General features: G+C 40.3%; 23 protein-coding genes. 10 read left to right on the forward strand and 13 right to left on the reverse strand.

The window, feature by feature from the left end; all coding sequences use genetic code 11:
- Positions 1-9: 9 nt before the first annotated feature.
- From AC2IOM_RS14500 to AC2IOM_RS14510, 3 genes are all read left to right on the forward strand, one after another.
- A complete protein-coding gene (locus tag AC2IOM_RS14500) occupies positions 10-603 on the forward strand; it encodes a GDSL-type esterase/lipase family protein (RefSeq protein ID WP_486360181.1) in 594 nt (197 codons plus the stop codon).
- 101 nt (positions 604-704) lie between these two features.
- Positions 705-1,679, forward strand: coding sequence for an acetoacetate decarboxylase (locus tag AC2IOM_RS14505; protein ID WP_486360182.1), 975 nt, complete (start codon positions 705-707; stop codon positions 1,677-1,679).
- 1 nt (position 1,680) lies between these two features.
- A complete protein-coding gene (locus AC2IOM_RS14510; RefSeq protein WP_486360183.1) occupies positions 1,681-3,930 on the forward strand; it encodes an NAD(P)-binding protein in 2,250 nt (749 codons plus the stop codon).
- A 157-nt stretch (positions 3,931-4,087) separates the two neighbouring features.
- On the opposite strand, the gene AC2IOM_RS14515 is transcribed toward AC2IOM_RS14510, so the two are convergent.
- From AC2IOM_RS14515 to AC2IOM_RS14540, 6 genes are all read right to left on the reverse strand, one after another.
- Positions 4,088-4,534 (reverse strand): hypothetical protein, encoded by a 447-nt coding sequence (locus AC2IOM_RS14515; RefSeq protein ID WP_486360184.1) that lies wholly within the window; start codon positions 4,532-4,534, stop codon positions 4,088-4,090.
- A 110-nt stretch (positions 4,535-4,644) separates the two neighbouring features.
- Complete coding sequence (locus AC2IOM_RS14520; protein ID WP_486360185.1) at positions 4,645-5,196, reverse strand: hypothetical protein; 552 nt, start codon at positions 5,194-5,196, stop codon at positions 4,645-4,647.
- An 880-nt stretch (positions 5,197-6,076) separates the two neighbouring features.
- Complete coding sequence (locus tag AC2IOM_RS14525) at positions 6,077-6,679, reverse strand: response regulator transcription factor (protein WP_486360186.1); 603 nt, start codon at positions 6,677-6,679, stop codon at positions 6,077-6,079.
- On the reverse strand, positions 6,676-7,755 hold the full coding sequence (locus AC2IOM_RS14530) for a sensor histidine kinase (RefSeq protein WP_486360187.1): 1,080 nt from the start codon (positions 7,753-7,755) through the stop codon (positions 6,676-6,678). Before AC2IOM_RS14530 ends, AC2IOM_RS14525 begins: the two co-directional genes overlap by 4 nt.
- Positions 7,748-8,332 (reverse strand): DUF7010 family protein, encoded by a 585-nt coding sequence (locus AC2IOM_RS14535; RefSeq protein ID WP_486360188.1) that lies wholly within the window; start codon positions 8,330-8,332, stop codon positions 7,748-7,750. The genes AC2IOM_RS14530 and AC2IOM_RS14535 overlap by 8 nt, the downstream gene beginning before the upstream one ends.
- Positions 8,333-8,389: 57 nt before the next feature.
- Positions 8,390-9,094 carry a tetratricopeptide repeat protein gene (locus tag AC2IOM_RS14540; RefSeq protein ID WP_486360189.1) on the reverse strand — a complete coding sequence of 235 codons (705 nt, stop codon included), beginning with the start codon at positions 9,092-9,094 and terminating at the stop codon, positions 8,390-8,392.
- Between the two features lie 245 nt (positions 9,095-9,339).
- Between AC2IOM_RS14540 and AC2IOM_RS14545 the strand changes: the two genes are divergently transcribed.
- The gene (locus AC2IOM_RS14545; protein WP_105172951.1) at positions 9,340-9,714 is read left to right on the forward strand and encodes a hypothetical protein; all 375 of its coding nucleotides are present in this window, start codon (positions 9,340-9,342) and stop codon (positions 9,712-9,714) included.
- A gap of 3 nt (positions 9,715-9,717) precedes the next feature.
- Positions 9,718-11,097: a class II fumarate hydratase gene (locus AC2IOM_RS14550; protein ID WP_486360190.1), complete on the forward strand. Its 1,380-nt coding sequence runs from the start codon at positions 9,718-9,720 to the stop codon at positions 11,095-11,097.
- Positions 11,098-11,180: 83 nt separating this feature from the next.
- Here AC2IOM_RS14550 and AC2IOM_RS14555 read toward each other — a convergent pair whose 3' ends face one another.
- From AC2IOM_RS14555 to AC2IOM_RS14565, 3 genes are all read right to left on the reverse strand, one after another.
- Complete coding sequence (locus AC2IOM_RS14555) at positions 11,181-13,946, reverse strand: methyl-accepting chemotaxis protein (RefSeq protein WP_486360191.1); 2,766 nt, start codon at positions 13,944-13,946, stop codon at positions 11,181-11,183.
- A 246-nt stretch (positions 13,947-14,192) separates the two neighbouring features.
- Entirely contained in the window at positions 14,193-15,296 is a 1,104-nt protein-coding gene (locus AC2IOM_RS14560; RefSeq protein WP_486360192.1) for a branched-chain amino acid aminotransferase, read from the reverse strand.
- A 240-nt stretch (positions 15,297-15,536) separates the two neighbouring features.
- A complete protein-coding gene (locus AC2IOM_RS14565; RefSeq protein WP_486360685.1) occupies positions 15,537-17,537 on the reverse strand; it encodes a S9 family peptidase in 2,001 nt (666 codons plus the stop codon).
- Positions 17,538-17,704: 167 nt separating this feature from the next.
- Between AC2IOM_RS14565 and AC2IOM_RS14570 the strand changes: the two genes are divergently transcribed.
- The 3 genes from AC2IOM_RS14570 (at position 17,705) to AC2IOM_RS14580 (ending at position 19,393) form a co-directional block, all read left to right on the forward strand.
- Complete coding sequence (locus AC2IOM_RS14570; RefSeq protein ID WP_486360193.1) at positions 17,705-18,145, forward strand: hypothetical protein; 441 nt, start codon at positions 17,705-17,707, stop codon at positions 18,143-18,145.
- A 166-nt stretch (positions 18,146-18,311) separates the two neighbouring features.
- Positions 18,312-18,710, forward strand: coding sequence for a YacL family protein (locus tag AC2IOM_RS14575; protein ID WP_486360194.1), 399 nt, complete (start codon positions 18,312-18,314; stop codon positions 18,708-18,710).
- Between the two features lie 173 nt (positions 18,711-18,883).
- The gene (locus AC2IOM_RS14580; RefSeq protein WP_486360195.1) at positions 18,884-19,393 is read left to right on the forward strand and encodes a hypothetical protein; all 510 of its coding nucleotides are present in this window, start codon (positions 18,884-18,886) and stop codon (positions 19,391-19,393) included.
- A gap of 62 nt (positions 19,394-19,455) precedes the next feature.
- On the opposite strand, the gene AC2IOM_RS14585 is transcribed toward AC2IOM_RS14580, so the two are convergent.
- From AC2IOM_RS14585 to AC2IOM_RS14595, 3 genes are all read right to left on the reverse strand, one after another.
- The gene (locus tag AC2IOM_RS14585) at positions 19,456-21,732 is read right to left on the reverse strand and encodes a S8 family serine peptidase (RefSeq protein ID WP_486360196.1); all 2,277 of its coding nucleotides are present in this window, start codon (positions 21,730-21,732) and stop codon (positions 19,456-19,458) included.
- Positions 21,733-21,857: 125 nt separating this feature from the next.
- Positions 21,858-23,030 (reverse strand): cation:proton antiporter domain-containing protein, encoded by a 1,173-nt coding sequence (locus tag AC2IOM_RS14590; protein ID WP_486360197.1) that lies wholly within the window; start codon positions 23,028-23,030, stop codon positions 21,858-21,860.
- Positions 23,031-23,032: 2 nt separating this feature from the next.
- Positions 23,033-23,968, reverse strand: coding sequence for a hypothetical protein (locus tag AC2IOM_RS14595; RefSeq protein ID WP_486360198.1), 936 nt, complete (start codon positions 23,966-23,968; stop codon positions 23,033-23,035).
- A gap of 48 nt (positions 23,969-24,016) precedes the next feature.
- Here AC2IOM_RS14595 and AC2IOM_RS14600 point away from each other — a divergent pair, with 48 nt between their 5' ends.
- Positions 24,017-25,423 (forward strand): protein adenylyltransferase SelO family protein, encoded by a 1,407-nt coding sequence (locus tag AC2IOM_RS14600; RefSeq protein ID WP_486360199.1) that lies wholly within the window; start codon positions 24,017-24,019, stop codon positions 25,421-25,423.
- 74 nt (positions 25,424-25,497) lie between these two features.
- The gene (locus tag AC2IOM_RS14605) at positions 25,498-26,187 is read left to right on the forward strand and encodes a diguanylate cyclase domain-containing protein (protein ID WP_486360200.1); all 690 of its coding nucleotides are present in this window, start codon (positions 25,498-25,500) and stop codon (positions 26,185-26,187) included.
- Between the two features lie 58 nt (positions 26,188-26,245).
- On the opposite strand, the gene AC2IOM_RS14610 is transcribed toward AC2IOM_RS14605, so the two are convergent.
- A complete protein-coding gene (locus AC2IOM_RS14610) occupies positions 26,246-26,485 on the reverse strand; it encodes a hypothetical protein (RefSeq protein ID WP_486360201.1) in 240 nt (79 codons plus the stop codon).
- Positions 26,486-26,579: the final 94 nt, after the last annotated feature.

A 26,579-nucleotide genomic window follows, 5' to 3' on the forward strand; every position in this document is an offset into this window, starting at 1 on the left:
GCAAGTAATATGATACGCATCACCCTGTTAATGTTTATGGTAATTTGCCTTTATGGCTGCGGTGGCAACAATACCGTGCAAATTAGCCCATACGCTAACATCGTTGCGTTTGGCGATAGCCTTACGCAAGGGGTTGGGGTCGATAAATCAAATAGCTATCCTGCAAAACTGGCAAGCGAGTTGGGCATTGAAGTGATAAATAGCGGCATTTCAGGCCAAACCAGCAGCCAAGGGCTCGCGCGTTTAAACAATGTGTTAACAACACATATGCCGAGCCTTATTATTATTTGTTATGGCGGTAATGATGTGCTGCAAAATAAAAGTAAAACCCAGCTCGAAGCAAATTTAAGGCAAATGATTGTCCGCTCTAAGCAACACGGTGCGCAAGTGATATTAGTTGCCGTACCGCAATTTGGCTTGTTACTTTCACCGATGCCAGTGTATAAAAAACTGGCTGATGAATATGATCTGGTGCTTATTGAAGATACCTTGCCCGATTTATTGGGTGATGCCAGCAAAAAATCCGACCGAGTACACCTCAACGCGCAAGGCTATGCGTTATTAGCCAGTGAAATTGCTAAGCACATCGAAATTACCAATTAAAGCGTAAAAATAATAGAAACTAATTATTCCCTCTTTCTCAAGTTTGTACTATTTTCAAAGGGTTAAATACCTAATTTGAATTGCGATTTAGAGGGAAGACTATGGCGCAACCATCTTTACAACCCAACTTTATTCAATTTCCTGGCAATGTAATTGCCGAACCACCGTGTCGCATGTTGAATGCCAATCAATATGGCTTTTTCGTTAAAGGCTGTAGCGAAAAAATTCAAAACTATATCGATGTAACACTCAACGCGGTTAAATCAGATGAATTTCGCTTCAAGGCGCTAAGTGCGTACACCTTGCTTACCTTTACGGATATCGAAAACATCGCATCTAAAGTACCTCCATTTAGTGAACAAGGTTGGATGCAAGAGACCGACATTATATTTTGGTTACCAGTCGCCAAAATGGTGAACAAACGTGGTAAAGAAAAAGTTGACCATATTTATTGGTATCCTGCGTTTATTACCGTAAATAATATTTATGCATTGATTAACGGACGCGAGACCTGGGGTTACAACAAATATTTGTGTGACTATAAGATGCCAAACATTGGTGAATTACCTCAGTTTTTTGAAGTTAGTCTTGATGCCTTCCAGCCTTTTTCCCCGAATACCAAAATGGCAAAGCATACACTGCTTGAAGTCAATTTAGTTGAGCAAGGCGGCGAACACCCTGTGAGTGATTTTGTCGAATTGGTGAAAGAAGCGTTTGAAATTCTAAAGTCCGATACTGATTTTTTTGATCTTGATTTAAACGCTATAAAGCAGTTGCTTGATGGTTTTGTAAACCCGCAAATGGACCAGATCCTATTTAAGCAATTACCAAATGGTGATGGCAGTAAAGCAGTTTACCAAGGCGTTGTACATTCTCCGTCAATTATTAAGAAGGTACACAGCGCTAAAATCTATAAGCATGAATTTGATGTGACCGTGTATCAGCTAGATACGTTTCCGCTTGGTGAGATGTTTGGTATTTATCCCGGCACCCATCGCGCGCTATTACCATTTAATGTTGTAATGGATTTTGACCAAGAAAAAGCGTGTGAAATTATCGCTACAAAAGGACTTTAACATGGCAAAAGAAAAAATTGTGATACTTGGCGGTGGCGTGTCAGCGATGACCGCCGCGGTGTATTTAACAGACGATGAAAACTGGCAAGATAAGTACGATATCACAGTGTATCAGCAAGGTTGGCGCATTGGTGGTAAAGGCGCTAGTGGCCGCAATCCTTATTTGGGTCAACGTATCGAAGAGCACGGACTTCACGTATGGTTTGGCGCTTATGTAAATTCTTTTAAAACAATTCAATCAGTCTACGAAAAATTAGCACGCCCCGATAGCATGCCGCTAGCAACCTGGCAGGAGGCGTTTAAGCCTCACAGTTATGTTGTATTGCAAGAGCTGATTGATAACGAGTGGCAAACATGGCCTGTTGATTTTCCGCTAATTCCAGGCAACCCTGCGGATGGCACATTGGATTTACACTTTTGGGAAATCGCACGCTTATTATATTTTTGGATAAAAAAGTTTATTGGCGAATTAGAGCACAAAGCGAACTCATTGAATAAGGCGCGCGATATTAAAACGCCTGAAAACGACGAAGAGCAAAACCTTTTTGCCCACTTTATTGATGAAGTAAAAGAAAAAGTCGACGATATCAAAGACGAATGGCAAGAGTTTAAAGACGATGCCGAAGATTCGCTAGAAACGTTCTCAAAACATATTCAAGTTACGCTAAGCGAGCTTAGTTACTTTTTTGATAAGCGTGCTAGCGATAAAAATCTTTCTAATACAAAACACCCACCCGCGATTCAGTGGATCATCCGACGTTTTAAGCGTTGGTTAAACGAAGAATTTGAAGACTTACTTGAAGATAACGCAGATATTCGACGCCTTTATATTTGTGCTGATTTAGCACTTGCCATGATGGAAGGTCTAATTGAAGACAAAGTGTTTGAACGTGGCTTTGGCGCAATTAACAATCTTGATTTTAGAGCGTGGTTAGAAAAGCATGGGGCAAACACACAGTTTTCAGTAGATTCTGCGCCGGTGCGAGGTTTTTACGATCTTGTCTTTGCTTACCAAGATGGGGACTTTGCAAAACCCAATGTGGAAGCGGGTGTAGCGGCGTTGGCAATGCTGCGTTTATCGCTGTGTTATCACGGGGGGGTAATGTGGAAAATGCAAGCAGGTATGGGCGATACCATATTTAGTCCGATTTACGAGTTACTCATTAAACGCGGTGTTAAGTTTGAATATTTTCATCAAGTTACGCAACTTTTGCCAACGCAAAGCATTGAAGGCGAAAACAGTGTCGATGAGATTAAACTGATAAAGCAGGTTGCACTAAAATCAGGGCAATACAATCCGCTTGTTGATGTAAAAGGACTACCATGCTGGCCGTCATTTCCACTTTATGAGCAAATTGACGATGAGCAGGCAGCGCTAATAAAACAGCACAATATTAATTTAGAGAGCTTTTACAGTGATTGGCCAAGCGTTTATCAGCAACACTTTGGTGAAGCATTGCCAGAAGTGACGCTAAAACAGGGCGTTGATTTTGATAAAGTCATCTATGGTATATCAGTCGCCAGTTTGCCTCATTTATGTGAAAAGTTATTAGCAAAAGACCATAGGCTCAGTTTAACCTCACAAAAAGTAAAAGCCGTTGCAACACAAGCGTTTCAATTGTGGTTAGACAAACCACTCGATGAAACAGGTTGGGCGTATACACCCGCAAGTGGTGAGCAACCTATTTTAAGTGGCTTTAGCGAACCTTTTGATACCTGGGCCTCAATGGACCAGCTGATTAATAAAGAAGATTGGCAAGGTGATGTCGAGCCGAAAAATGTCGCCTATTTTTGTAGCGCATTTACGCAAGACAGTTTTCCACCAAGTACCCAGAGTGATTTTCAGGCCGTGTGTAATGCACGCGTAAAAGCCAATAGCGTTTTTAAACTTACCCAGCAAATGTATCCACTGTGGCCGGATATTGCCAAACAAGGTGAATTTGATTGGCAAGCACTTATGGATACAACAAATGCGGTAGGAGAGTCGCGTTTTGATAGCCAATATTGGCGCGCAAATGTCGATCCCAGTGAACGTTATGTAATGTCGGTGGTTGATTCTAGCCAATACCGTTTAGCAACGGATGGGACGCAATTTACTAATCTGTTGATTACCGGAGATTGGATTAAAACCGGTGTTAATGCAGGTTGTGTAGAAGCCGCAACCATGGCGGGTATGGCAACATCCCGTGCTATTTGTGGTTACCCAAATCATATTAGTGGCGAATTTGGTTTTGAGCCTGACGAGCAATAATGAATCAGTTTTAACGTGGTCTTTCAGATTCGATTAGTAAGATCCAATCAAATCTGAAAGTCACTTAAGTGCCATCAACTGTCATTCGTAACTATTAGCCTCACGGCGTGGCACCGCAACGCGGTGACACGTCAAAGAGAAGGCGCTTGTTAGAGCTTTATAACTCTTCTTGAAGTTGTGGTTCACATTCTTTAGCCCATTTGATTGCTTCTACAGCTGGAATAAAAGGGGGGGCGCTACCTTCTGCGAGCATGCCTTCGGTAATTGAGCATAAAACTGCAGATGCAATCATTGATGTCATATATTCTCTAAAATCAGAATGTGTTGTAAAAGTTACCATAAAGGTACGATTACCTAGTTCTTTAGCTTCTTCCGGGGTAAGTAATTCTTCTTCTAGAAACTCTTTAATATCTACTTCTTCCGTCCAGTATTCAAAACCTGCTTCTTCTCCTTGATATTTACAAGGGAGAAACCCTTCATGATCTACTACATCAAAATCAATATCCATGTCCATCTCAAATCCATTTGATTTGATGGCTTCTAACCATTGTTGTGGAGATGGTAAATTTTCTCTCAACATAAAAACGTTGTTTTCTACTGACATTCTTTTTCCATTTTTATAGCTCTAACGCCGCAAATAAACGGCTATAATTTGTGAGGTACGAACAAAGCCAACTGTTTTTTGTGCGCACTTTTTAATTTGCCTTGTTATATTTATGTTTCTTGAAGAATTTTCCCTTCATTACAAAGGGCATTATTTGAAAAATAATTAACAATTGAATCCTTCATTTTTTCAAATGAACAACCTTTAAAATAAACAATAGTTTCATCATTTGTGGCTCGGTGATTAGCCATTTCGCCTTTATCACCGAGAAGTTCATGAAACTTATCGATTACGTCATTTATATCATGCTTTTCATAAACTTCATCAGCTAATAAATTGCTAAAAACAACGGCCATTACCTCTTTATTTCCAAATTCAATTTCATCATTTTCAGAGATTAATTTTGATCCCTTTGGTATGCCTATTTCATTCAATACTTCGATGATGAATTCTTTAGTTTTTTCTATGTCTGAAGTTACGGCTATTTCAAGTTCACAGTATTCTACTTTGTAATCTTCATTTAACTGAGAACCAGCCCCTGTCACTTTCCCTAAGCTTTCTTTTTGAAGTGCATCATCAAGAGGGTCTTCATAAATATCACCTCTGTCAATTGGTTCACATTTATCATTAATTCGTACAATTAATAGTTCTTCTTTTGACATAACATTCCTTTTTCAGTTTATGTGTCCATTAAAATTATGATTCTATGTATATCTGCAATTACACCTTTCTAACGAATAAATATAACACTTGCACTTGCGGAAGGTGTGTAGCGCAGCGAAGGACCTGTCCGACAACCTGCACTGGTTATGTGGTTTTGCTATGAGCCACATGGTTTGAGTGAAAAAATGAAAAGCCCAAACCAAACATTAGCCATCAGAATTAGCAGTTTTATGGCGTCCCGAGTAAATGCAGGGATATCCCGATACCAGTACAAGTAACCAATGACTACCCATTGAGCAGCAAGCCACAAGACTGAGAAGTAGAGAAAGCCTTTGTGGCATTCCGTCTCAGGAAGCGTGTAATAGGCGTACCACCACGACTATACAGCGCCCGTAGATACCACCACCAGTATCGCGCAAGAAAGCAGATTACGCCATTGCGGATAATTTGCGCTCAAAAGCTTTGCTCTGGCTTCATCAAATTTATCAGTCATACATGCTCTCGGATTAACTGCCTCGGGTCACACTCACATAACATTTTAGTATTTATGCGACATGCAGTTTGTGTTGCATAATCGCGTGTTTTTTCTACCACAGCGTTGCTCGTTTTTCTGAATGACTCATTTGTAACAAACTTCATAACTATTTGCTAGTGCGCGTAAAATGCTGCAGTGATGGCTTTTATTTCAGGATAAAAACGAGCGGTTGGGTCGTTTTCCTGACTATGCAAGCAATGTACTTTGACGAAATAGAAAAGTACTTTTGAAAGGCCGCTGTTCACTCATAGTAGATCTAATCAATAGTACGATTTGAACGGACCAAAAATTTAAAAATGTCAGAATGGATATGAGCTACTAATAATATGTTTACAAAGGTTGGTTTATAACCAGCCTTTTTGCTGTGCGATACGCGCTGCATCTACACGATTTACTGCGTTTAATTTGCTGATAGCTTCTGATAGGTAATTACGCACTGTGCCTTCTGATAAAAATAACTTAGCGGCAATGTCGTGGGTTTTAAGGCCATCGCCTGCAAGTTTAAGTGCTTTACGCTCTTTATCGTTAAGTGGATCGGTATCTGATAGTGCGAGTAGGGCAAGTTCTGGGTCAATCACCTTTTTGCCTTGTTGCACCGATTTAATTGCATTAATGAGTTGCTCTGACGGGGCTTCTTTTAGGATAAAGGCATACACACCAGCGTTCATCGCGCGCTTTATGTAACCCGCTTTTGAGAAGGTCGTCATAATCATGGTTTTTAAATTAGCATTATTCTTTTGCAATGATTCCGCTAATTCAATTCCCGTCATATTTGGCATTTCAATATCTGATAGTACAATATCGACTGTGTTTTCATGTAAAAACGTGAGTGCTGCTTTGCCGTCTTGTGCTTGGCCAACAACATTAATAAATGGGTCTAAACCAACCAGTGCGCTAATTGCTTCTCTAACCATTTGCTGATCTTCAACAACAAGTAGATTTATCATGATAATTCCGTTTTAAAAGTCATGGCTAAATAAAAGCCATTTTTGTTGCTGACAAGGAGTTCGCCACCCAGTGCTTCAATACGCTGCTTTATACCGCTAAGGCCGTTGCCGTTGGTAAATGTATGCACTTTGCCATTATCAATTACTGAAATTTTGTTTTCGCTAATATCAATTGTAACCTTGTTACCTTTGCTATGGCGCAAAATATTAGTCGTTGCTTCAGTTAGCACAAGAGATATTGCATTTTGTAAGGCCGGTGAGGCATTGATCAGGTGATTATTGATATTTACCTGAAAACCGTTTTGCATTAGTTCACCTTTTAGGTGGTTTAACTGTTCGTCTAATTTAAATTGCTTCATATTGGTAACGGCTTGCCGAATGTCGCTTAATAATTCACGACTAAGGGTTGCCACTTGCTGTATTTCGCTTTGTGCTAACGATACTTGGTCGTGCGAGATAAATTTCTCTGCAAGCTCTGCCTTTAGGGCGATTGACGATAAGCTGTGACCTGCTAAATCATGTAAATCTCGGGCGATGCGCTCACGCTCTGCGACCATAGCTAATTGTTCTATTTGTTGCTGGCTTTGTTCTTCACTTAATCTATGTTGGCGTTCGCGGCGCTCAGCACGGCCCATAAAATATAAGCCAATACTGGTGATAAGGGCTGGCACTATGTAGTACAAATCCATCAGATTAAACAAATAGGCCGATAACGCAATGCCAAGTAATACGCCTATTAATCCCTGTAACCCTTTTTGTTGCCTAAAGTTAAAGCCACAAAAATAACAGGCAAAGCCAAACAATGCTTGTGTGCCGGGCGTAATATAAGCGCCGAAAGTAGCAAGGACTACGATTGTTAATACGGGTGCGAGTGCTTTTTCACCTTTCGCATTGACCGCTTTTACGTAGCACACAATAAATACGCAATACAGCATAAACATTGCGATAAGTTTAAATAGCGTAAACCGTTCAAAACTAAAAATAAGGGGTAAAAAATAAAAGCTAGAAAAGGCAAGTGGTCCCCACACCCAATATGACTTTCCTTCTACCGCGAGGCTCTGTTTAAAATTATCCATTTTGACCTACGTTTAATGCCGTTGAGTGTGTTTGCTTAAGTTGATTTTGCCAGCGTGAATACAATTGGTAAATACTAAATAAATAGATGAGTACAATAGCAAAAGGCAGTACTACAAATCTATCTTCCGGAAATAAATACCACAAAATAACAAGGGATACTGTGCGTGTGACTGTATGAATAACACCGACTGGGTGCTGCAACGTCCAAGAAAGCGGAAGCCACATTAACCCCGATATAATACCCACACTTAACGGTACGGTGGTGTGATCAAGTTGAGTCATTGGGATCACTAAGCCGTAACCCATCAAAGACATAAGAACTGTACTTAAAAACAAATTATCAAATGGGTTGCGCTCGGATTTTTTAACAAACAAGGCTTCATTCGTTAACTTGGCGACACCTAACGCGATGTAAAAAATCATTCCGGTACCAATAAAGGTGATAAGTCCCATATATTGGCTGTCGATAAAGGTACCTAAAATACCCAATACGGCCCATGTAAAACAGCCAGCGATTGGCATTGCGAGTAGTTTTTTCTGTTTATATTCTTCACGGTACTGTTCTAGTGTTTTCATGATATATCCTCAGTAGGGAGTGGGCAGCATGCTGCCCATTAGCTGTTTGTTGTGCGGTTAACCTTGATTATTGCTAATAAGCATTTGTGGCCAGGTGTAGCTTGGTGCAATGTCGAGTGATGCCTGCCAATCATCAAGCGCACTTTGTACATCGTTAAGTGCTAAGTGAGTAAGCCCACGCCAAACCAACGCTTCGGCCTGACCCCACTGATAACCCAGATTATCGTCGTTTTGATAGTGGTTAATTGAAGTATTGAGTGACTTAAGAGCTTGTTGTTTACTACCACCAAAAATATTTGGTGTGTTGTAAGCGATAATGCCCTTAATTAAATGCACACGCGGGTTTGTATCATCGCTTTCACTGGCGCTTTCAAGCGCGTTAGACGATTTAATGCCGTAGTACATGCCTGTAATTGGCTTTATCGAAATGCGATAGCCGTACACTTGGGCAAGTAATGCGTTAACCTCTGTTTCATCTTCGCTTAGTTTTTCATCCGTTAAAATCATCTGTGCGCTATCGAGTAAGCTTATCGCTTTTTCTTGCTCACCCATAATGTTATGCGCGATAGCTAATCGATAGTTAACGAGCGCTGCGTCATAGCCTTTGGCAGAGTTTGCGATTTGCGTAAGTTGAGCCACATTATTTTGCTGTGACGCCAATTCAATCTCATCAATCGTCGTTTGATCAGCGCTTGCATAGTTAGCTGTAAACGTTGCAGTAGCAATAAGTAACGCGTATATGTTTTTCGTAATTAGATACATAGTAATTTCCTTTATATGATTAATGACTGACCGTTTTTTCGGCGCAGTTATAGTGTTATTCAAAAGGAGCTTGGTGGTTAGAGACGTTTGTCAGCAATTGCATATGACAAATGTCATCTTGTGGTGTTTGGAAAAATCAGCAAATAGATCTTCGTGTCGATAATTTTGTGCAATTGATAATCGTTTGCATTTAATTTGCATCTATATTAAGCTCTCAATTAATTGATAATAACAATCATTTACAAATGAATGCGAGCGACACTCATAGCCACTATTCAGTGCTTTTAACTAAACTAAGCAAATGTTCGTCTGCATGTGCATATCAAACAGTGGATGAATTGGTTTCGACCGGTTTAGTACTTGCAAATTTCTATGGTGAGCGCCAACAATCGTTGCTACAAGAGCTTTTTTTAAGGCGTTTATTCTTTGATTTGCTGGGTAAAGTATGCGACCCACTTGTTGGTAGTGTGGTGCAACGCATCTGCCTTGATTTTACATATCAACCGTTGTTTGCACTTAAACGGTTTTATCGTACATATCATGGTAAGTTAGAGGCATATTATAAGTTGGAACGAGAGTTACGCATTTTAAGTAATGAATTTTTAGCGTGTAAAAGGTGAACTATGACACAGTACCGAATTGAAAAAGACAGCATGGGCGAATTAAAGGTACCAGCCAATGCCTTGTATCAAGCTCAAACGCAACGTGCAGTCGAAAATTTTGCAATTAGTGGCTTGACTATGCCTGTATGGTTTATTCAGGCATTAGCGTACGTAAAGTCTGCGGCAGCTAAAACAAACCAAGAACTCGGTCACTTACAGCCACATATCAGTGAAGCCATCGTTGATGCATGCGAAAAAGTACTGACAGGGGAATATGACAACCAATTCCCTGTGGATGTGTTTCAAACCGGCTCGGGTACCAGTTCAAATATGAATATGAACGAGGTACTTGCTACACTTGCTTCGAATTTCCTTGATGAAAACGTAAGCCCTAACGACCACGTGAATATGGGACAAAGTTCTAACGACGTTATTCCAACCAGTATTCAGGTGAGTTGTTGTATTGGTGTGTACTACCATTTACTGCCAGCGGCGAACCACTTAATTAATGCGTTAACACAAAAATCGAAAGAAGTAGGGCATATTTGTAAAACAGGCCGTACTCATTTAATGGACGCGATGCCAATCACGTTTGCACAAACCCTTGATAGCTGGAAAAGCCAAATTGAAAATGCTATTGCGGGTATTAACACATCGCTTGAACAAGTGAAGCCGCTTGCACAAGGTGGTACGGCAGTTGGTACGGGTATAAATGCGGACCCACAATTTGCCGGTAAATTTGCAAGTAACCTGAGTGCATCAGTTGGTATTAGCTTTAAACCAAGTGAAAACTTTTTCTATAACATTGGTTCGCAAGATGCCATTGTTGCTTTGTCAGGTCAGTTAAAAACGCTGGCAGTTGCCATTATTAAAATTGCAAACGATTTACGTTGGATGAACTCAGGCCCACTATCAGGTTTGGGGGAAATTGAACTTCAAGCATTACAACCTGGTTCGTCTATTATGCCTGGTAAAGTAAATCCAGTTATTCCTGAGGCTACAGCAATGGTGGGCGCGCAGGTTATAGGTAATGACGCGACAATTACGGTTGCTGGTCAGTCAGGTAATTTTGAGCTCAATGTTATGTTGCCTGTTATTGCCCATAACGTATTAGAAAGTATTAATCTTCTGACGAACACGTGTTACCACCTTGCGGATAAAGCAATTGCTACTTTTGTGGTAAAACAAGAGAACATTAATAAATCACTCAATAAGAACCCGATTTTAGTCACAGCGCTAAATCCGGTAATTGGTTATTTAAAGGCAGCAGATATTGCGAAAAAAGCCTACAAAGAAAATCGACCGATTATTGATGTTGCGCTAGAGGAAACTGACCTCTCACAACAAGAGCTTGAAAATTTACTCAACCCCGAAAAATTAACACAAGGCGGTATCGCGTAAACGATTAACGCTTGAGTTTATTTTGAAATAATAAAAGCCCGTTAAAAAACGGGCTTTTGGTTGTAAAGGTGATAATTGAACTGTTAGTGAGAAAAACGCGTCATCAAGTGCCGTAACTCGTTTGCTCGTTCGGCCATATTATTACTTGATGCATTTGCACGCTCTACTAAACCATTATTTTGCTGAATAATGCCATCCATTTGTTTAATGGCGGTGTTGATTTGATTTATCCCGTTGGCTTGTTCTGCACTGTCATCGGCTATTTTTGCCATATTGGCTGATAGTTCTTGAATGTTAGATACGATAGATGCAAGCGTATCACCCGATTGCGTTACAAGCGCCATGCCGTGTTCCACTTTTGTTGCGCTATCATTGAGTAAATCAGCAATATTTTTTGATGCATCGGCGCTTCGTTGTGCTAAAGAGCGTACTTCGGCTGCGACAACCGCAAACCCTTTCCCTTTTTCACCAGCTCTTGCCGCCTCAACAGCTGCATTTAATGCAAGCAAATTAGTTTGAAATGCAATTTCATTAATTACTTCAATTATGCTCGATATTTCACTTGAGCTTGTGCTTATTTCTTTCATCGCATCGACTGTATTGCCAACAAGGCGACCGCCTTCTTGCGCTTGTTCATCTGCTTGCGTCGCTAATTGATTTGCAACCTGCGCGTTTTCAGAGTTACGTTTAACTGTTTCAGTAATTTCGTGCATTGATGCGGTAGTTTCTTCAATAGATGCAGCTTGTGATTCGGTTCGGCTGCTTAAATCGTTGATGCCGTGTTTAATATCATCTGCAGAGTCAGTGATGTTAGAGGCGGTATCGGTAATTTGTTTTACCAATAGCGATAAGTTTTCAACGCTACGATTAACCGCTTGTTTTAATGTGTCAAACTCCCCTTGATAATGACCATTTACAGTTTTAGATAAATTACCATCGGCCAGTGCTTGCATTACATCTTGGCATTCGTTTAAAGGGTGGGTAATTGCATCTAAAGTGTCGTTAAAGCCAATAACTATTTTTGCAAAATCGCCACTGTGCTTAGTGCTGTCGGCGCGAGTTGATAATTGACCACTCGACGCAGCATCAACTAACAGGTTAGTATCTGATATTAAGCCTTCAATGGCACTACAACAGGTTTCAAGACTGCGCTTAACTTGTAAAAAGTCGCCCTTATAATCGTTACTAATGGTGTTTGGTATATCACCTTTAGCTATTTGGTCTAAATATAACGAGGTGTTGTTTATTGGTGTAACAATGGCATCAAGTGTTGCGTTAATGCCTTCGATAATCTTCTTATAATCACCGTTATGACTATCGGCGTCTGCCCGTTTTGATAATTCGCCAATAACAGCGCTTTGTACAATGGCGTTAGTGTCATTAATCAGTTTTGCAATTGCGCTGGTGGATTGCTCTAAGCTTTCTTTAATTAATAGAAAATCACCTTTATAGTCGCCTGATATGCTATTTGGGATTTGTCCGTTGCCAATTAAATTTAAATATTCTTGAGTTTGTTTTACGGGCTTTACGATGGCATCGAGCATTTGGTTAATGCCGTTTGCCAGTGTCAACATAAAGCCACCAAATTCACTTGCATCAATCCGTGTTGCCAGTTTGCCTTCTACTGCAGCTTGTATAATAGTTGCAACTTGCTGCTCTGCACGGCGTTGTTCTGATAAATCATTAAGTTCATAAACAATGCCTATTACGTCACCGGAACTATCTTTAACCGGTCCTGCAATTACAAATATAACGCTATCTTGGTAAGTTAATTCACATTCAACTTGTGTCGAAATGGCATTTTTCAATACATCAAATTCTGGCTGGTTATCAAACAACAGACTATCGGCATGGTCTATCAAGGCTGAACTGGTAAAGTGTGGCTGGGTAATTTGAATATTAGACTGGTGATTATTTAGCAGCGACTTGCATTGGTTATTACAATAAATAACCTTGTGCGAGCTGTCAGACATCATAACGGGGGCAGCAACGTTATCAAGTGCTTGTTTAATGCGCCCGTTAACTTTTGCGAGTTCCTTTTGTTTGTCCATCTGACTTGTTAAGTTTGCGTTTGCTTCATTTAAATTTTGTTGCATGCGAGACAGGGCGTTTAACAATAAGCCAATTTCATCTCGGTTATGACCGAAGATTTGGTTATTTAAATTTCCATTGGCAATTTCATTTGCGACATTAGACGCTTGGTTAATTGGCTTGGTGATTAAAATTCGTATGTATCTCAGCAATAAACCTATGGTTAATATAGTAATTACCGAAAGACCAAATAAGGTGTAATTAATTAAGCTGTCTTTTTGCTTTGTTAAATGAGAGGTTTGGTTTTGCGCAATTTGATTAATCTCTTCACTAAGCGCGTTTAGGGCTGCGACTACAGGGCGATCTATGCCTTTAACCGCTTTATCGCCAGCTTGTGTGTTAAATCCGGCATTTTCAAATTGCACCAAGCCCTCACGATATTGCTTACCAAGCTCTTTATGTTGTGCTTGCAGTTCAGATATCTGGGCTCGTAGCTTGGTTGGTAAATAATCTTTAGTTTGAAGCGATGCTAAGTCGTTTTGAATTTCAGTTTCTTTCTGTGTAAATCGCTCAACGTATTTTTTGTATTGCGTTGCATCGTGACCGCGGATCAAGATATTTTTCCACTCTTGCACTTGGATTTTGAAATTACTCAAAACCTTATTTACTTGCTCACGTGAATTCAGCTCTTGGTTTATAACACTGTCAAAGTCTTTGGCGAGCGAGCGTAAGATAAATACTGAGATAAGTGCGGCGATAAGAATTGAAAAAAGACCTATCAATACACTTGTCATTAGCTTGGCTTTGATACTTTTCATATTTCGTCCCTGAATGTGACAAAAGAAACATAATTCTAAACCCAACGTTGTTAATTATGCTGTTGAGTAATCTTTAAACTCATCGAAAAAATTAGAACAATTGGTATAACTACTCTAGTCAAAGAATCGAAAATCGGCAAAAAATGAGTGTTAATTCAGAGGCTTCAAGGAAGAAAGAGAAACGGTACAGAACCCATACGGCTTAGCTGAGTGGCGGAAAACCCAAGCTAAGCCATAGTTAACAGGTTATAAGGCGTTTGTTGCTACTTTTTGCAGCCAACCACTAGGTGCGTTGATACGACCTTGTTGCATATCACTGTAAAATTGGTGAAGTGCTAAGGTCAGCTTGCCAATCTCGCCGTTTCCAACCGTATAATGCTCGCCATTTTCTAATATGTAATGACCTACGGATGCAGTGACGGCAGCAGTACCAAATCCACCCGCTTCAATTATCTCACCCGATTTTATATCGTCTAAGAAATCTGTTAGCGCTATTTTTTGTTGTATCGGTTTTAGGCCAAGCTCATCAGATAGAGGTGCTGCCAACGCTAAAATGGATTGGGAGGTAATTGATTTCAAGATGGTGTCGGTAAATTCTGGAATGACTAAATGACCACTTTTAGTTATATGAAAGTGATTCATTGCGCCCACTTCTTCAAGATAAGTGTTGCTTGCATCAAGGTACAATACTTGATCTGCTGAGAAACTTGCAGCTTGTTTTTGCGCACGCAATGATGCCGCATAGTTACCTGCTGCTTTAGCTGCTCCCGTACCACCTGACACCGCTCGGTGATAAGTATTTGAAATAAGGAGCTTAAGCGAGGTTGTCATTCCTTTAGGGTAATAAGAACCGCTAGGACTTAACATGACCGCGTAGGTATAGCTGTTACTGGCTCTAACCGATAGGTTGTCTTCAGTAGCGAATAAAAATGGGCGAATATACATGGATGCGCCATTTGCACGTGGCATCCATAACCGCTCTACATCGAGCAGCGCGTGTATTGCCGACATTTGCATATCTTCGGGTACACTGGGCATCGATAATATACTGGCAGATACATTTAAACGCTGGCAATTTTTGTCGAGTCGAAAGGTATAAATCTCGTTGTCTTGGTGTAAAAACGCCTTGGCTCCTTCAAACACAGATTGGCCGTAATGTAATGCCATTGCGCCTGGGGCTAACTGCAGTGCTTGATAAGGTACAATGCGCGGCGCTATCCATTGGCCATCTTTATAGTCCATTAAGAAAATATGGTCGGTTCTTTGTTGGCCGAATCCGAGGTTGTCGCATTGTTCAAGCGGCGCTGTACGTCTTAGCTCTGGTGACAGTAGTTGATAGTCGATATTCATTATTATGTAATTCTGTTGGTGATGATTGCATAGTGAAGCTGTGCGTTTAAATAATCAAGGTGAAATTAATCAATTTAAAATTAAATCGTAAATAAATTTATCAAATTGTCTGACGCGAAAATTCGGGCATAAAAAAAAGCCAGTCGAAACTGGCTTAAAATGGTTGGGAAAACGGTTAATGTGTAATTGGCATTGAAGATGGGGTACCGTGATTGTTATTTGCCAATTTCCACTGTTAAATTATTTATATTTTTCAAACCACGCGAGCGTATGTTCAATTTTACTAATCATGCGTGAAGGTTTACTTGCAATACCGTGGTAAGCGCCTGGAATTTTCACCAAAACGCTATCTACTTTTCGTAGTTTAAGCGCTTGATAATATTGCTCAGTTTCTGCCATCGGCGTACGTAAATCTTTTTCACCTGTGATCAGCATGGTCGGTGTTGTTACATTACCAACTAGCGAGAGTGGCGAACGCTGCCAATAGTGTTCAACATTATCCCAAGGCATACCCGGGAATTGTGTTGGAATTTGGCGAAGGCCACTGTCGGCTGTGAGCACTTTACTTAGCCAGTTAATAACTGGTTTTACAACAACCGCAGCCTTAAAGCGATCGGTCAAACCAATGGCGTAGGCTGTTGCAATACCTCCTGCGGAACCACCTGCAATATAAACTCGGTCAGGATTAACAAAACCTTTCGCTATCATCGCATCAACGCCTGAATTGTGATCGGCAAAGTCTTCTTTTGACGAGTATTTATACTTTAAAAGCATCGCAAAGCGCTCGCCATATGAACTGCTGCCACGATGATTATCATAAAACACAACATAGCCTTCGGCAGCGAAACGCTGTAGCTCTGCCGAAAAATGCGGGCCATAGGCTAAATGCGGACCGCCATGGATTTCTAAAATCATTGGATATTGTTTGTTAGGATCAAAATTAGGTGGGGTGATGTACCAACCTTGAATTTGCTCCCCATCAAAAGACGATTTGTATTTAATCTCGTGAACTTCACCCAGTGTTTTATGGTTTAGTAAGTCGTTATTAAGCGCCGTGAGTTGGGTAACTTTACCTTTGGTTGAAACTATCGCTACATCGGCAGGTTTTGTTGCACTGCCGTGCGTAAATGCAATATCACCTTGGTAATTTGCACTAAATTCACCACTGATATACGGGCGACCTAGTGTGGTTCCTGACAAGGTATCAGTTAAGTCTTTTAACTTACCTTTAGTCGTAATAGTGGCGACTTTACGTTTACCAAAATCATCATAGCTAAATGCGATGGTGTTTTTACCAATCCAACTTGGCTGGTTAACTGAGCGGTCAAAGTCTGGCTTAATTTGGCTTGATTGCTTCGTTTGCCAATCCATCACATTCAAGATGTTATTGCGATATGGGTTTAGTGCATTAGAGCTTTGTAAATAAACGAGCTTGTTACCATTTTTTGAAAATTGTGGGCTGAACTCGCGTCCTGGCGCGTTTGTAAGCTGAGTTAACTCTAAGTTGTTTACGTCTACTTGAAATAAGTCGCCTTCCAACGTTTTGTATTCCCAGTCTGTTATACGGTTCGCAGAAAACACAATCGCTTTGCTATCTTGGCGCCACGCTAAACGGCCTTTGTGATGATAATTACCAGAAGTGATTTGGCGCGGTGTTCCGCCTTCTGAAGGAATTACAAACAGTTGATTATATCCGGGCTTTACTAAGCCACTGCCGTCAGCTTGATAATAGGCTTTATCGATGACAATTGCAGGCTTTGACCATTTAGCCCCTTTAGGTGCAGTAGGCATTTTTGCGATGACGCTAGGTTTTTCAGCCACTTTTTGGCTAAAAGCGAGCCATTTTCCATCGGGTGACCAGGTTAGGTTAGTAACGCCACTTTGCACATTACTAATTTTTGCTGTGCGGTTTTGTTTAAGGTAGTGGACGTGTACTTGTTTGTTTCCTGAGAGGTTACTAATAAATGCGATCCTATCGCCACTTGGTGACCAAATAGGCGAACTGTATTGCTTATCATCAGAAAAGAGCGGTGTTTGATCACCTGTTTCACTATTAACCAACCATAAGTGCTTATCAGTGGCGTCACGCATGATGTTGTTGCTATTTCTAACATACACAATGTGTTTGCCATTAGGTGAAACGCTAAGCGAATTTGCATACTCTAGCTGAAATACGTCATTTGCTTGAAATGTATTTGCGAAACTGGGTACTGCATACGACGTAAATGCACCGATTAGCATAATCGCTTTGGTTGGAGTAAACATAAAATGCCTTTTATTACTTTAGTTTGTAGAACCATATCTTAGTTAATTGGCTTTAACAGCGAAATCAGGACGAATGCAACAATTTAGTAGACAAACAACCGTGGTAACCGCAAGATGAGCCTTGTTTTTAAAAGGAGTACAAAGTGACAGAAGAACAAAAAATCGTTTTTTTAGAAAAGGAATACTTTCATTTACAAGCTCGTGTGGAAAGCTTTGATGCTAAGTCGCTAACCATTAAGGCGTGGAGTGTGTCATTGGCAATGGCTGTTTTAAGCTCGGGGGCATTTAGCAAAACGTATAATGTGTTGTTGTATGCGGCGATGGCGGCATTATTGTTTTGGCTAATCGAAGGGTACTGGAAAACATTTCAAAGCGCTAATTATCAACGTATCGCAGAGATAGAAGGGTATTTAAACGGCACAATTACTGAGATTGATTGTTTACAGATTAATGCATCTTGGAGTAGTGAATACAATAAGCAAGGCAGAACGTTGTTTTACAGAAGCTTGTTTTGGCCTCATGTGATGTTACCGCACGGTATTATGACCTTGGGCTTTGCAATTAGTTATTTCTATTTTATTTAAACAATCAAAAAGAACACATCATACTAGTTAATAGCTCATTGTAATCGACGCAGCGGTGTGCAGTTTAGGTAATGGTTTTGCAAGGGTAGGTGTTTATTTGGCAATAACACGAAATCGATGTCGTTGTTGTTACAACAAACGCGTACAATTAGCAGCATAGTTAGTTATGAGAGTTTTAGTAGTGGAATATCAGTTTATCAAAGATCCGATCGATGGATTTCGGCTATTGATTAGCGATGAACAAGCAAATATCGCCCGTTGGCTTGTCGACGAAACAGGCATTAGTAGTAGCGCGGTGAACGATTTGCTCGTTGAAATTAATCAAAAAACAAGCGCATTTACCCATGATGTGGAATTCCGAGGGAAAGAGATGGTGATGTCGATTGTCGATGGAGAAGTTGCTGTACGTGTGAACCAACATGGCGTTAGCGATTTTGAACAAGAGCGGTTTGACCAAGAAATGCTATCGGTTGATACAACAAATGATCTAAGTGAATGCGGCTTAGATGATTTTGTGTCTTTGTTACAAGACTGGTATCTTTTTCTTAAGGATAATCGTGTTTAAATAACTTGAATGTAAGATACAAAATTACGCCGTATCAAAGTCTTGAAAATATAAAAGTACTTATTCGTCCTAGCGAGTGATTTCTACTGAGTTAAAGACTTAGGCTCGCTTAAATGAAAGTTAGCAGCAAATGTGTAATTTATATTTGTGGTTAAATATTAGGAGTAGATCCAATGAAAAAAGTAATCGCGCTGTCGGCGCTTTTTATGTTAACTGCGTGTGGTGACAACGAAGTTAATAGCAATAACGACGTAAAACAAGACTTAAAACAAGAGTTGAAGCCTCAAGCACAGCAAAGCGTTAAAAAAGTAGAGACATCAGACAAGCTTAAAGATCTTGATAAAGAGGTGAGCATTGCAAAAACGGACAGCAAAACGCTAGACGGTTTTAAAGAACGTATTGAGCTTGCGCAATCGGACGTAAGTTGTGACACAAGTGCGCAATGTTATGTCGTGTCAACCGGTGTTAATCCCTGTGGTGGCGCAAGTGGTTATGCAGTTTTATCATCTAAAACCAGTAATAAAGATGAAATTGAAGCACTTACTGCTGAACTTATTCGCTTAGAAAAGAGTAAACATGCGTTAGAGGGGACAATGGGGATTTGTCAGCACCTATTTGAACCAAAAGGCATGTGTAAAAATGAAAAATGTGTAGCGGTTGACGGCCCGCAAGAGGTTTATTAATACAAAAAAGGAAAGTGGCTAGCCACTTTCCTTGCTTTCAAATGATTAAGATTTCGTGTTGCTTATGGGTTAGCTTGCACGTTTAGTGTAATACCACTTGCTGCGCGATAACCGTATACATCAATGTACCAAGTACCAGCCTGTGGTGTGCTGAATGAACAAGATTCATTGTTACCACTTTCATATGGACGACAATCATAACTGCTCGTTGTTGATTGAGCACCATACGTTACATATAAGTCCGCATCACCAGTACCGCCAGACATAGTTACATTAAAATCAGTGTAACCAGCTGCTAGGTCAATTGTATAACGCTGCCAGCTGCGACGTGAAACTGATACATCGTTTACGGTATCGTTAATTGGCGTAAGTTCACCTGTGCCACCGTCGTTACCTTCAGTATAGCTTGCAGTAAGGCTTACATTTGCAAAGCTGCTGTAAGCTTTTAAGCGCACATAATAAGTACCACCAGATTGCGTTAGGTTACACGTTTCGTTATTACCTGACTGGTATGGACGACACTCATAACTGCTGTCTGTTGGTGCTGAATTAAATTGCGTATATAAATCAGCGTCACCAGAGCCACCGCTCATTGATACGGTTACATCAGTCGCACCTGCTGGTACTTCAAATGTGTACAGGATCTCTTCATTAGTATTTGCACTAATACCTGATACCGTCTGACCGTTAACAAGGACATTTTCACCTGGGTTAGGTGGTGTTGTATCGCCTGAACAGCCATTTGCTTGTAAATAGTCAATTGCGTCTTTCGCTTGTACTAAACCGTGACCGAATTTCACGTCACGACCTGCTGCGCCTAAATCTTCTGCCGTTGCATTTAGTGCGCTACGAATATCGTCTGCGCTACAACTTGGGTGATGGCTCCATACTAACGCTGCTACACCCGCTACATGTGGTGATGCCATTGAAGTACCACTCATCATGCCGTAGTTACCAGTACCAATATCAATTGTCGTTGATAGACCAGTTTGAGACAGCATTGCTGCACCGTCAGTGTCGGTAGCTGTTACAGCTGGAATTGATGTTTGGTTTGTATCGCCTAATGTACCGCCGAAACTACCTGCTGCATTGTTATAGATTACCGCGCCAACGCCGCCGCTGTCTTGACAATTTTTAACTTTGTCGTGGAATGAGATGTTACCGCGCTGAATTAGACATACTTTACCGTTCGCGCCTGCATCAGTAGATTCACCTGTAGCAAAATCATAAAGTGGTGCAGTAACTGAGCCGCTGTTTTCCATTGCGTTAACGCTGTATGCATTGTTGCCAACAGATAACGAAACAACTTGGCCTGTACCTTCAGGGTAAGTTGAGTACACATCTACACCTGGTGCTGCAATTTCAACTTGGCTATTCTTTTGTGAGAAATCAGCCAGTGCTTTTGCACTGTCAATCGCTGCTACAGACATTACTGAATCATATGATGCAGGGAAGCTTTCAATATCAGTGGTATTTGATGGGTTACCATCGTTACCAGCAGCCGCAATGAGTAATAAACCAGCGTCAGCGATTGCTTGAATACCGTTACGCTCTGATGTGCTTGAACCTGAGCCACCAAGACTCATGTTAATAACGTCGCTGCCTGCGTTTTTACATTCATTCATTGCCGCAACAAGATCAGATGAGTAACCCCAACCGCTTGCATTGAATACTTTAATAATATGAAGTGATGGATCTGAACCAATTACACCACGTACACCAACACCATTATCAATGGCTGCAATTGTACCCGCTACGTGTGTACCGTGAGGACCACCTTCTTGGTACCAGTTGCCAGTACCACTGTTGTTTGTGCCAGTTACGGTACCGCCATTAGTGCCCATATCTTCATGTGGAAGATCTAAACCAGAGTCGATTACACAGATTTTTTTACCGTTATTTGCAGCTGATGCAACTGAATCATCAACCTGATCAGCTTGTACCATTGCAATGCCGTAAGGCTGTGTTTGTGCCATTAATCGACGCGGTAAATCTTCTTCAATGTATTCTACGTTAGGGTCGTTTTGTAATTGCTTTAATTGTGAATCTGATAAGCGTGCAATATTCGCATTAATAGATGCATTGAATTGTGCGTTATTAACGCCCATTTTTGATAAACGATCATTAGTTGCGAACTCAACATTTGTTGAGTGTGCGAAGTTCATAAACGCTGAATTGTTTTTATATTTAATGATATAGCGCTTTGGTAAAGGTGATTTTACGGCTGCACGGTCTGATAAGTTAACTGTTAATAAGCCTTCCGCTTCAGTCGCTACTGCGGTGTTTACTGCAAGCGCTACCGCTGCCAGTGAACAAAGCTTAAGAGGTTTGTTTGTCATAATAGTTCCCAGGTTGTTGTCGTTATAGGAACTTGAAATGTAACAGTGAGTTACATGTGGTTACAACTATTTAACATTTTCGAGTGTAAACGATTGTTAATGTATATTGTTTTTAAATCGCTTAATTACTTGACTCTAGAGCTTATTCCATGAAGAAAGACACTTAATATTATTGTTAAAATAGCAATATCTATTAGCTGTTCTGAGACTCCACCTAATTGCTGCAATAAAATCAATGTAAAAACAACGGAAGCTAAACCGCGAGGGCCAAACCATGCCAGTAAAAATCGTTGTTTAAGGTTAAGTTGCGTAAATAACAGAGACAACAACACGGGAATGATGCGCATAACAGTTAACGCGCATAATGCATAAAGTAAAACTAATAATGACACACCATCAATCAAATAATTAAAGGCAAAGTTACCAAAAATAAACCAGATTATGAGTGCACAGGTGTTAGCTAAGGCATGGGCGTTACTGAGTCGCTGAGGTTTAAACGCTTTTTTAAATTTAAAATCAAACAGTAAGCCTGCGGTGAAGGCGGCAAAAAAACCACTACCGCCAAATAGTTGTGCAACTAAAAAGATTAAAATAGCGATAGCAACACAAATGAATACTTCATTTTGTTTGTTGTAAAGTCGGTATTTTTCAGAAAATATCACAAGCTTAAAGATGAGTATTGAAACAACAACAGCAACGATAACCGCAACGCCAATTTCTTTGACTGCAATCATAAGTGTATTTGTAAGGTTTATGGTTTGTTGAGTGCTAGCGGAATATAAAAGCAATAAAAATACGGGTACCGCTAAACCATCATTTAATCCGCTTTCAACGTTTACCGCCTCACGTGTTTGCGCCGGAATTTTTTGATTGTCGATAAAGTTGCTGCTGAGCGCTGCGTCTGTTGGTGTTAAAATAATCGCTAACAAAGCTAAATGGATAAAGGGCTCGTCAGGAAATAAAATAGTGCCAATATAGGTGCCAAATAAAAAGGTTAACGGCATTGCTATAACTAACAGTAAAAGCGGATAGGCGTAGCTGTGCGTTAACACTGAGATCTTGGCTTTCGCCGCATCGCCAAATAAGATGAGTGCCAAGGTAAGTTCGATATAAATTTGAAATGCGGAAACATCAAATTCTAAGTGGTTAGGTGCTCTAAAAAAATACGCAAAACAAAAGCCAAAAAACAGCATAAACATTGGGCCTGTGATGCTTAGTTGTCCGATGCGTTTGGCAAAAAGCGAATAGACAATAACTAAGCTCGTAATTGCGACGAAAATTGCGTATTCATTTTCCATAACTAGCTAATCTCTTTTTCCATGGCGGTGATTAAACGTCGCAACTGCCTGACTTCATAACTGCCATTACCCCTTTCTCTGTGAAGTAAGGGAGCATCTTGCGTAAGCGCACTTCCGCGAAGTTGCTTGTAACATGTCGCGACTTGTAACCCAATCTCACACAAACGATGCGGGGTTAACTGATTATTATCGAAAACATAAAGTACCTGTTCGGTAAGGTCTAGGTGGGCCAATAGTGGGGCGGAACCAGCGTTTTGTTGTGAAAATGCTTGCAGCGGTAATTGCGCTTTCTTAACTAGGTAAAGCAAGAACAAGTTGCGCATTTTATGAATGTCGTTTTTGTAGCGCGCAAACGCATCGCGCAACATGCTTTCGTCAATCGCTTTTGAGCGCGTTATAGGTTTATTTTTATTGTTTAAGATTACGTCGTTTTTTCTTAGCGTTTTCACTGGATTGCTTTTAATAATAGCAGCTTGTGTTAAGGCATCGCAGAAGTGGTTAAGCACAGTAAACATAGACGCGCGAGATTCATAACTCATTACCGCTGATTTAAAAGGGCGCCAGTTTTCATTAACATGTCGCTCGCCGTTACGTAGTTTAAAGCGCGCATTATGCTGTAATGTACACCAAGTGGCGTCCGGGGATTGGCAAAACAATGTATATTTGGTTAATAACTCTTTATTAATCGACGCCAAGCCGCAATTATGCTTGAACCAAAGCCATAGCAATAATTTCTCTATTTCATTACGAAAACGATTAAAACTGTTTTCACTTTTTATACCTACCTTTTGTAAGTACTTTAAACAAAACGTTAAGTCGTCTAATTGCGCCTGCGTTAACCTACTTAAATGTGTATAATTTCCAACATTAAAATGATGTTGTGCGTAATCGATTTGATAAGGCAGTTGAGCAAAAGTGTCGAATAACGGTTTAATCATTACACACGTCTTTTCCATGTTGGCGCTAAATTATTCTGGGGATCGTTTATGTCTTTAATTCAATACTATAGTGAACTACCTGACGCGTTATTTCAATCGATTAAACCAGAGTCGCTGGCACAGCCTAAAACCATTGTGTTTAACGATAAGTTAGCGTCAAGTTTAACCCTGCCTATTGGTTTTAATTCGAAAAACCCAGCGATTTTAGCGGGTAATGAATTGATTGATTCGTGCAATCCTCTTGCGCTTGGTTATGCGGGGCATCAATTTGGCAATTTAACCCCGCAGCTTGGTGATGGCCGTGCGCATTTATTGGGTCAAGTGAGCGCAGAGAATGGGTTACATTATGATTTGCAACTTAAAGGCAGTGGACGTACGCGATATTCGCGAGGTGGCGATGGTCGTTCAACACTTAGAGCTGCCCTTCGAGAATATGTCGTAAGTGAATATCTGCATATACTTGGGATTGATACAACGCGCAGTCTGTACGTGGTTGCAGGCGACGATAAAATTATGCGCGATGATCTTGAGCAAGCCGCAGTGGTATGCCGAGTTGCAAAAAGTCACTTACGCATTGGCTCGTTCCAATACGCGGCGATGCATCAAGATAGCAATGTATTAAAAACACTTTCCGATTTCACGATAAAGCAACTGTACCCAGAACTTATTGACCATGAAAATCCATACCTCTCATTGTTTGATGTTGTAAGTGACCGATTAGCAGCTCTAGTAGCAAGTTGGATGGCTAATGGCTTTATTCACGGGGTTATGAATACCGATAATGTTTTATTAAGCGCAGAGAGTATTGATTTTGGACCATGCGCATTTATGGGAGTTTATAAACCTGAGCAAGTGTTTAGCAGTATTGATAGGCAAGGGCGCTACGCGTACCGCAATCAACCAGGCATAATGCACTGGAATCTTGCGCGCTTAGCCGAGAGTCTCATTGGACTTGTCGCACAAGATGAAGACAAGTCGATATCGTTACTTTCAAATGTATTGAATTTGTTCCCGCAAAAATATGAAAGCTATTTCCACCAGCGAATGTGTGAAAAGCTTGCCCTTGACCCTAAAGAACAGCAATCGAAACCAGTTGTTCAAGCATTATTGAAGTATCTCGAACAGGAACAAAAAGATTTTAATGGTGCGTTTAGTCAATTGGCAATGTCTGAAAAAAACATACATGGGGATTACGATATTGCTAAATCAGAATGGTTTAAGTTATGGCAATCACAGCGAAAATTGGACTTAATACCACGAATGTGTCATGTTATACAAAATGCATATTTTTCCAACAGCGACATTGAAACCTTGCTTGATAAGTGTGTAACTAATCCCGAGCAGGCACCTCAAATCATTTCGCATTATTTTGCATTATTAAACAATCAAAGCGCTAACGAACTTCACGCTAACCACCATTTTGATACAAGTTATCGTACGTTTTGCGGCACATAAGCACGTTAACCCATTGCACACTGCTATACTCAGAGGAAAACCCAATTAGCAGTTAAGTAGAGCCGAGAGCAGTTATGATAGACGTAATAAAACAACAAATAAGAAAGCGTATGTTTTGGGACTTAATTGCGCTGATTCTGTTATTTGTTGTGAGTTACTTTCTATTCTTGTTGTTCAACGTGATTGATTGGCTTCATCATATTAGCCACGAAGTAGGGGTTAGGGGGATTGCGGAAGTCATTCCTACGTTGTGTGTGTTGTCGTTAGGATTTTCGGCGTATGCCTACAGACGTTGGCAAGATACAAAAGCGTTTTCGCTTTATGCCGAAGAGTTGTCAATGATTGACCCAATGACAAATTTGCCTAACCGACGTGCCGTGCAACGCATATTAAATCAAGTAAACGAAAATAAAGAATACCCAGTAGGGGTGCTGTTGGTAGATATCGAAGGACTTGAAAATATTCGCTCGTTACTCGGTCAGACCGTTATCGAACATGTTTTAATTGAAATTTTATACCATATCTCGAAAGAGCTAACAGGCGATCAACTTGTTGCATATTGGCAAGCAGGACAGTTTATTTGTGTATGCCCTGGGCTTGAACACGGTGATGTAGAAACGCTTAAAAAACGCTTTGAAGCAATTTCAATCAATAAAGACAAATTACTTGGACAGCCGTTAAAATTCAGCTGCGCAGCAAGCTCTGTGTACAACAAAGCTGAATTAGAAAACCTATTTACTGAGCTTGAAGACCAATTGATTTAGGCTTTTCACTAGGTTTTATTGACCTAATTTTGATGAGCAATACATGTTAATTCTCAGGTTAGTTTAGTACCAACACGATAATATCGTTGTTGTTAATGCCGTTGCATTGATGCTGATGTATATCGCTTTTACTCGTTTTTAACACACATGACTCAAACCCGAGTGTTTCACATTTGTCATAACATGCTAATTTTTTAGTCCAGCCAGTGTATTCTGTCATAAGAATATTGAGTAATAGCGTGCTTGTGATAACAAACAATAATGTAACTGCAATGGCTTTATTAAATACAATTTTCATAGCGCTTTACCTTTACCACTCAATATTCCAAGTTTAGTACATTGTTAAAAATTGCATAGTTCAAACTTGGTTAATAAACCAATTAACAATCATT

The sequence above is a fragment of the Pseudoalteromonas sp. NS-SX12 genome (genome assembly GCF_057367955.1).

Coding starts and splice junctions, on each gene's coding strand:
- AC2IOM_RS14500 (WP_486360181.1), top strand. CDS start 10: ATGATACGCATCACCCTGTTAATGTTTATGGTAATTTGCCTTTATGGC.
- AC2IOM_RS14505 (WP_486360182.1), top strand. CDS start 705: ATGGCGCAACCATCTTTACAACCCAACTTTATTCAATTTCCTGGCAAT.
- AC2IOM_RS14510 (WP_486360183.1), top strand. CDS start 1,681: ATGGCAAAAGAAAAAATTGTGATACTTGGCGGTGGCGTGTCAGCGATG.
- AC2IOM_RS14515 (WP_486360184.1), bottom strand. CDS start 4,534: ATGTCAGTAGAAAACAACGTTTTTATGTTGAGAGAAAATTTACCATCT.
- AC2IOM_RS14520 (WP_486360185.1), bottom strand. CDS start 5,196: ATGTCAAAAGAAGAACTATTAATTGTACGAATTAATGATAAATGTGAA.
- AC2IOM_RS14525 (WP_486360186.1), bottom strand. CDS start 6,679: ATGATAAATCTACTTGTTGTTGAAGATCAGCAAATGGTTAGAGAAGCA.
- AC2IOM_RS14530 (WP_486360187.1), bottom strand. CDS start 7,755: ATGGATAATTTTAAACAGAGCCTCGCGGTAGAAGGAAAGTCATATTGG.
- AC2IOM_RS14535 (WP_486360188.1), bottom strand. CDS start 8,332: ATGAAAACACTAGAACAGTACCGTGAAGAATATAAACAGAAAAAACTA.
- AC2IOM_RS14540 (WP_486360189.1), bottom strand. CDS start 9,094: ATGTATCTAATTACGAAAAACATATACGCGTTACTTATTGCTACTGCA.
- AC2IOM_RS14545 (WP_105172951.1), top strand. CDS start 9,340: ATGAATGCGAGCGACACTCATAGCCACTATTCAGTGCTTTTAACTAAA.
- AC2IOM_RS14550 (WP_486360190.1), top strand. CDS start 9,718: ATGACACAGTACCGAATTGAAAAAGACAGCATGGGCGAATTAAAGGTA.
- AC2IOM_RS14555 (WP_486360191.1), bottom strand. CDS start 13,946: ATGAAAAGTATCAAAGCCAAGCTAATGACAAGTGTATTGATAGGTCTT.
- AC2IOM_RS14560 (WP_486360192.1), bottom strand. CDS start 15,296: ATGAATATCGACTATCAACTACTGTCACCAGAGCTAAGACGTACAGCG.
- AC2IOM_RS14565 (WP_486360685.1), bottom strand. CDS start 17,537: ATGCTAATCGGTGCATTTACGTCGTATGCAGTACCCAGTTTCGCAAAT.
- AC2IOM_RS14575 (WP_486360194.1), top strand. CDS start 18,312: ATGAGAGTTTTAGTAGTGGAATATCAGTTTATCAAAGATCCGATCGAT.
- AC2IOM_RS14580 (WP_486360195.1), top strand. CDS start 18,884: ATGAAAAAAGTAATCGCGCTGTCGGCGCTTTTTATGTTAACTGCGTGT.
- AC2IOM_RS14585 (WP_486360196.1), bottom strand. CDS start 21,732: ATGACAAACAAACCTCTTAAGCTTTGTTCACTGGCAGCGGTAGCGCTT.
- AC2IOM_RS14590 (WP_486360197.1), bottom strand. CDS start 23,030: ATGGAAAATGAATACGCAATTTTCGTCGCAATTACGAGCTTAGTTATT.
- AC2IOM_RS14595 (WP_486360198.1), bottom strand. CDS start 23,968: ATGATTAAACCGTTATTCGACACTTTTGCTCAACTGCCTTATCAAATC.
- AC2IOM_RS14600 (WP_486360199.1), top strand. CDS start 24,017: ATGTCTTTAATTCAATACTATAGTGAACTACCTGACGCGTTATTTCAA.
- AC2IOM_RS14605 (WP_486360200.1), top strand. CDS start 25,498: ATGATAGACGTAATAAAACAACAAATAAGAAAGCGTATGTTTTGGGAC.
- AC2IOM_RS14610 (WP_486360201.1), bottom strand. CDS start 26,485: ATGAAAATTGTATTTAATAAAGCCATTGCAGTTACATTATTGTTTGTT.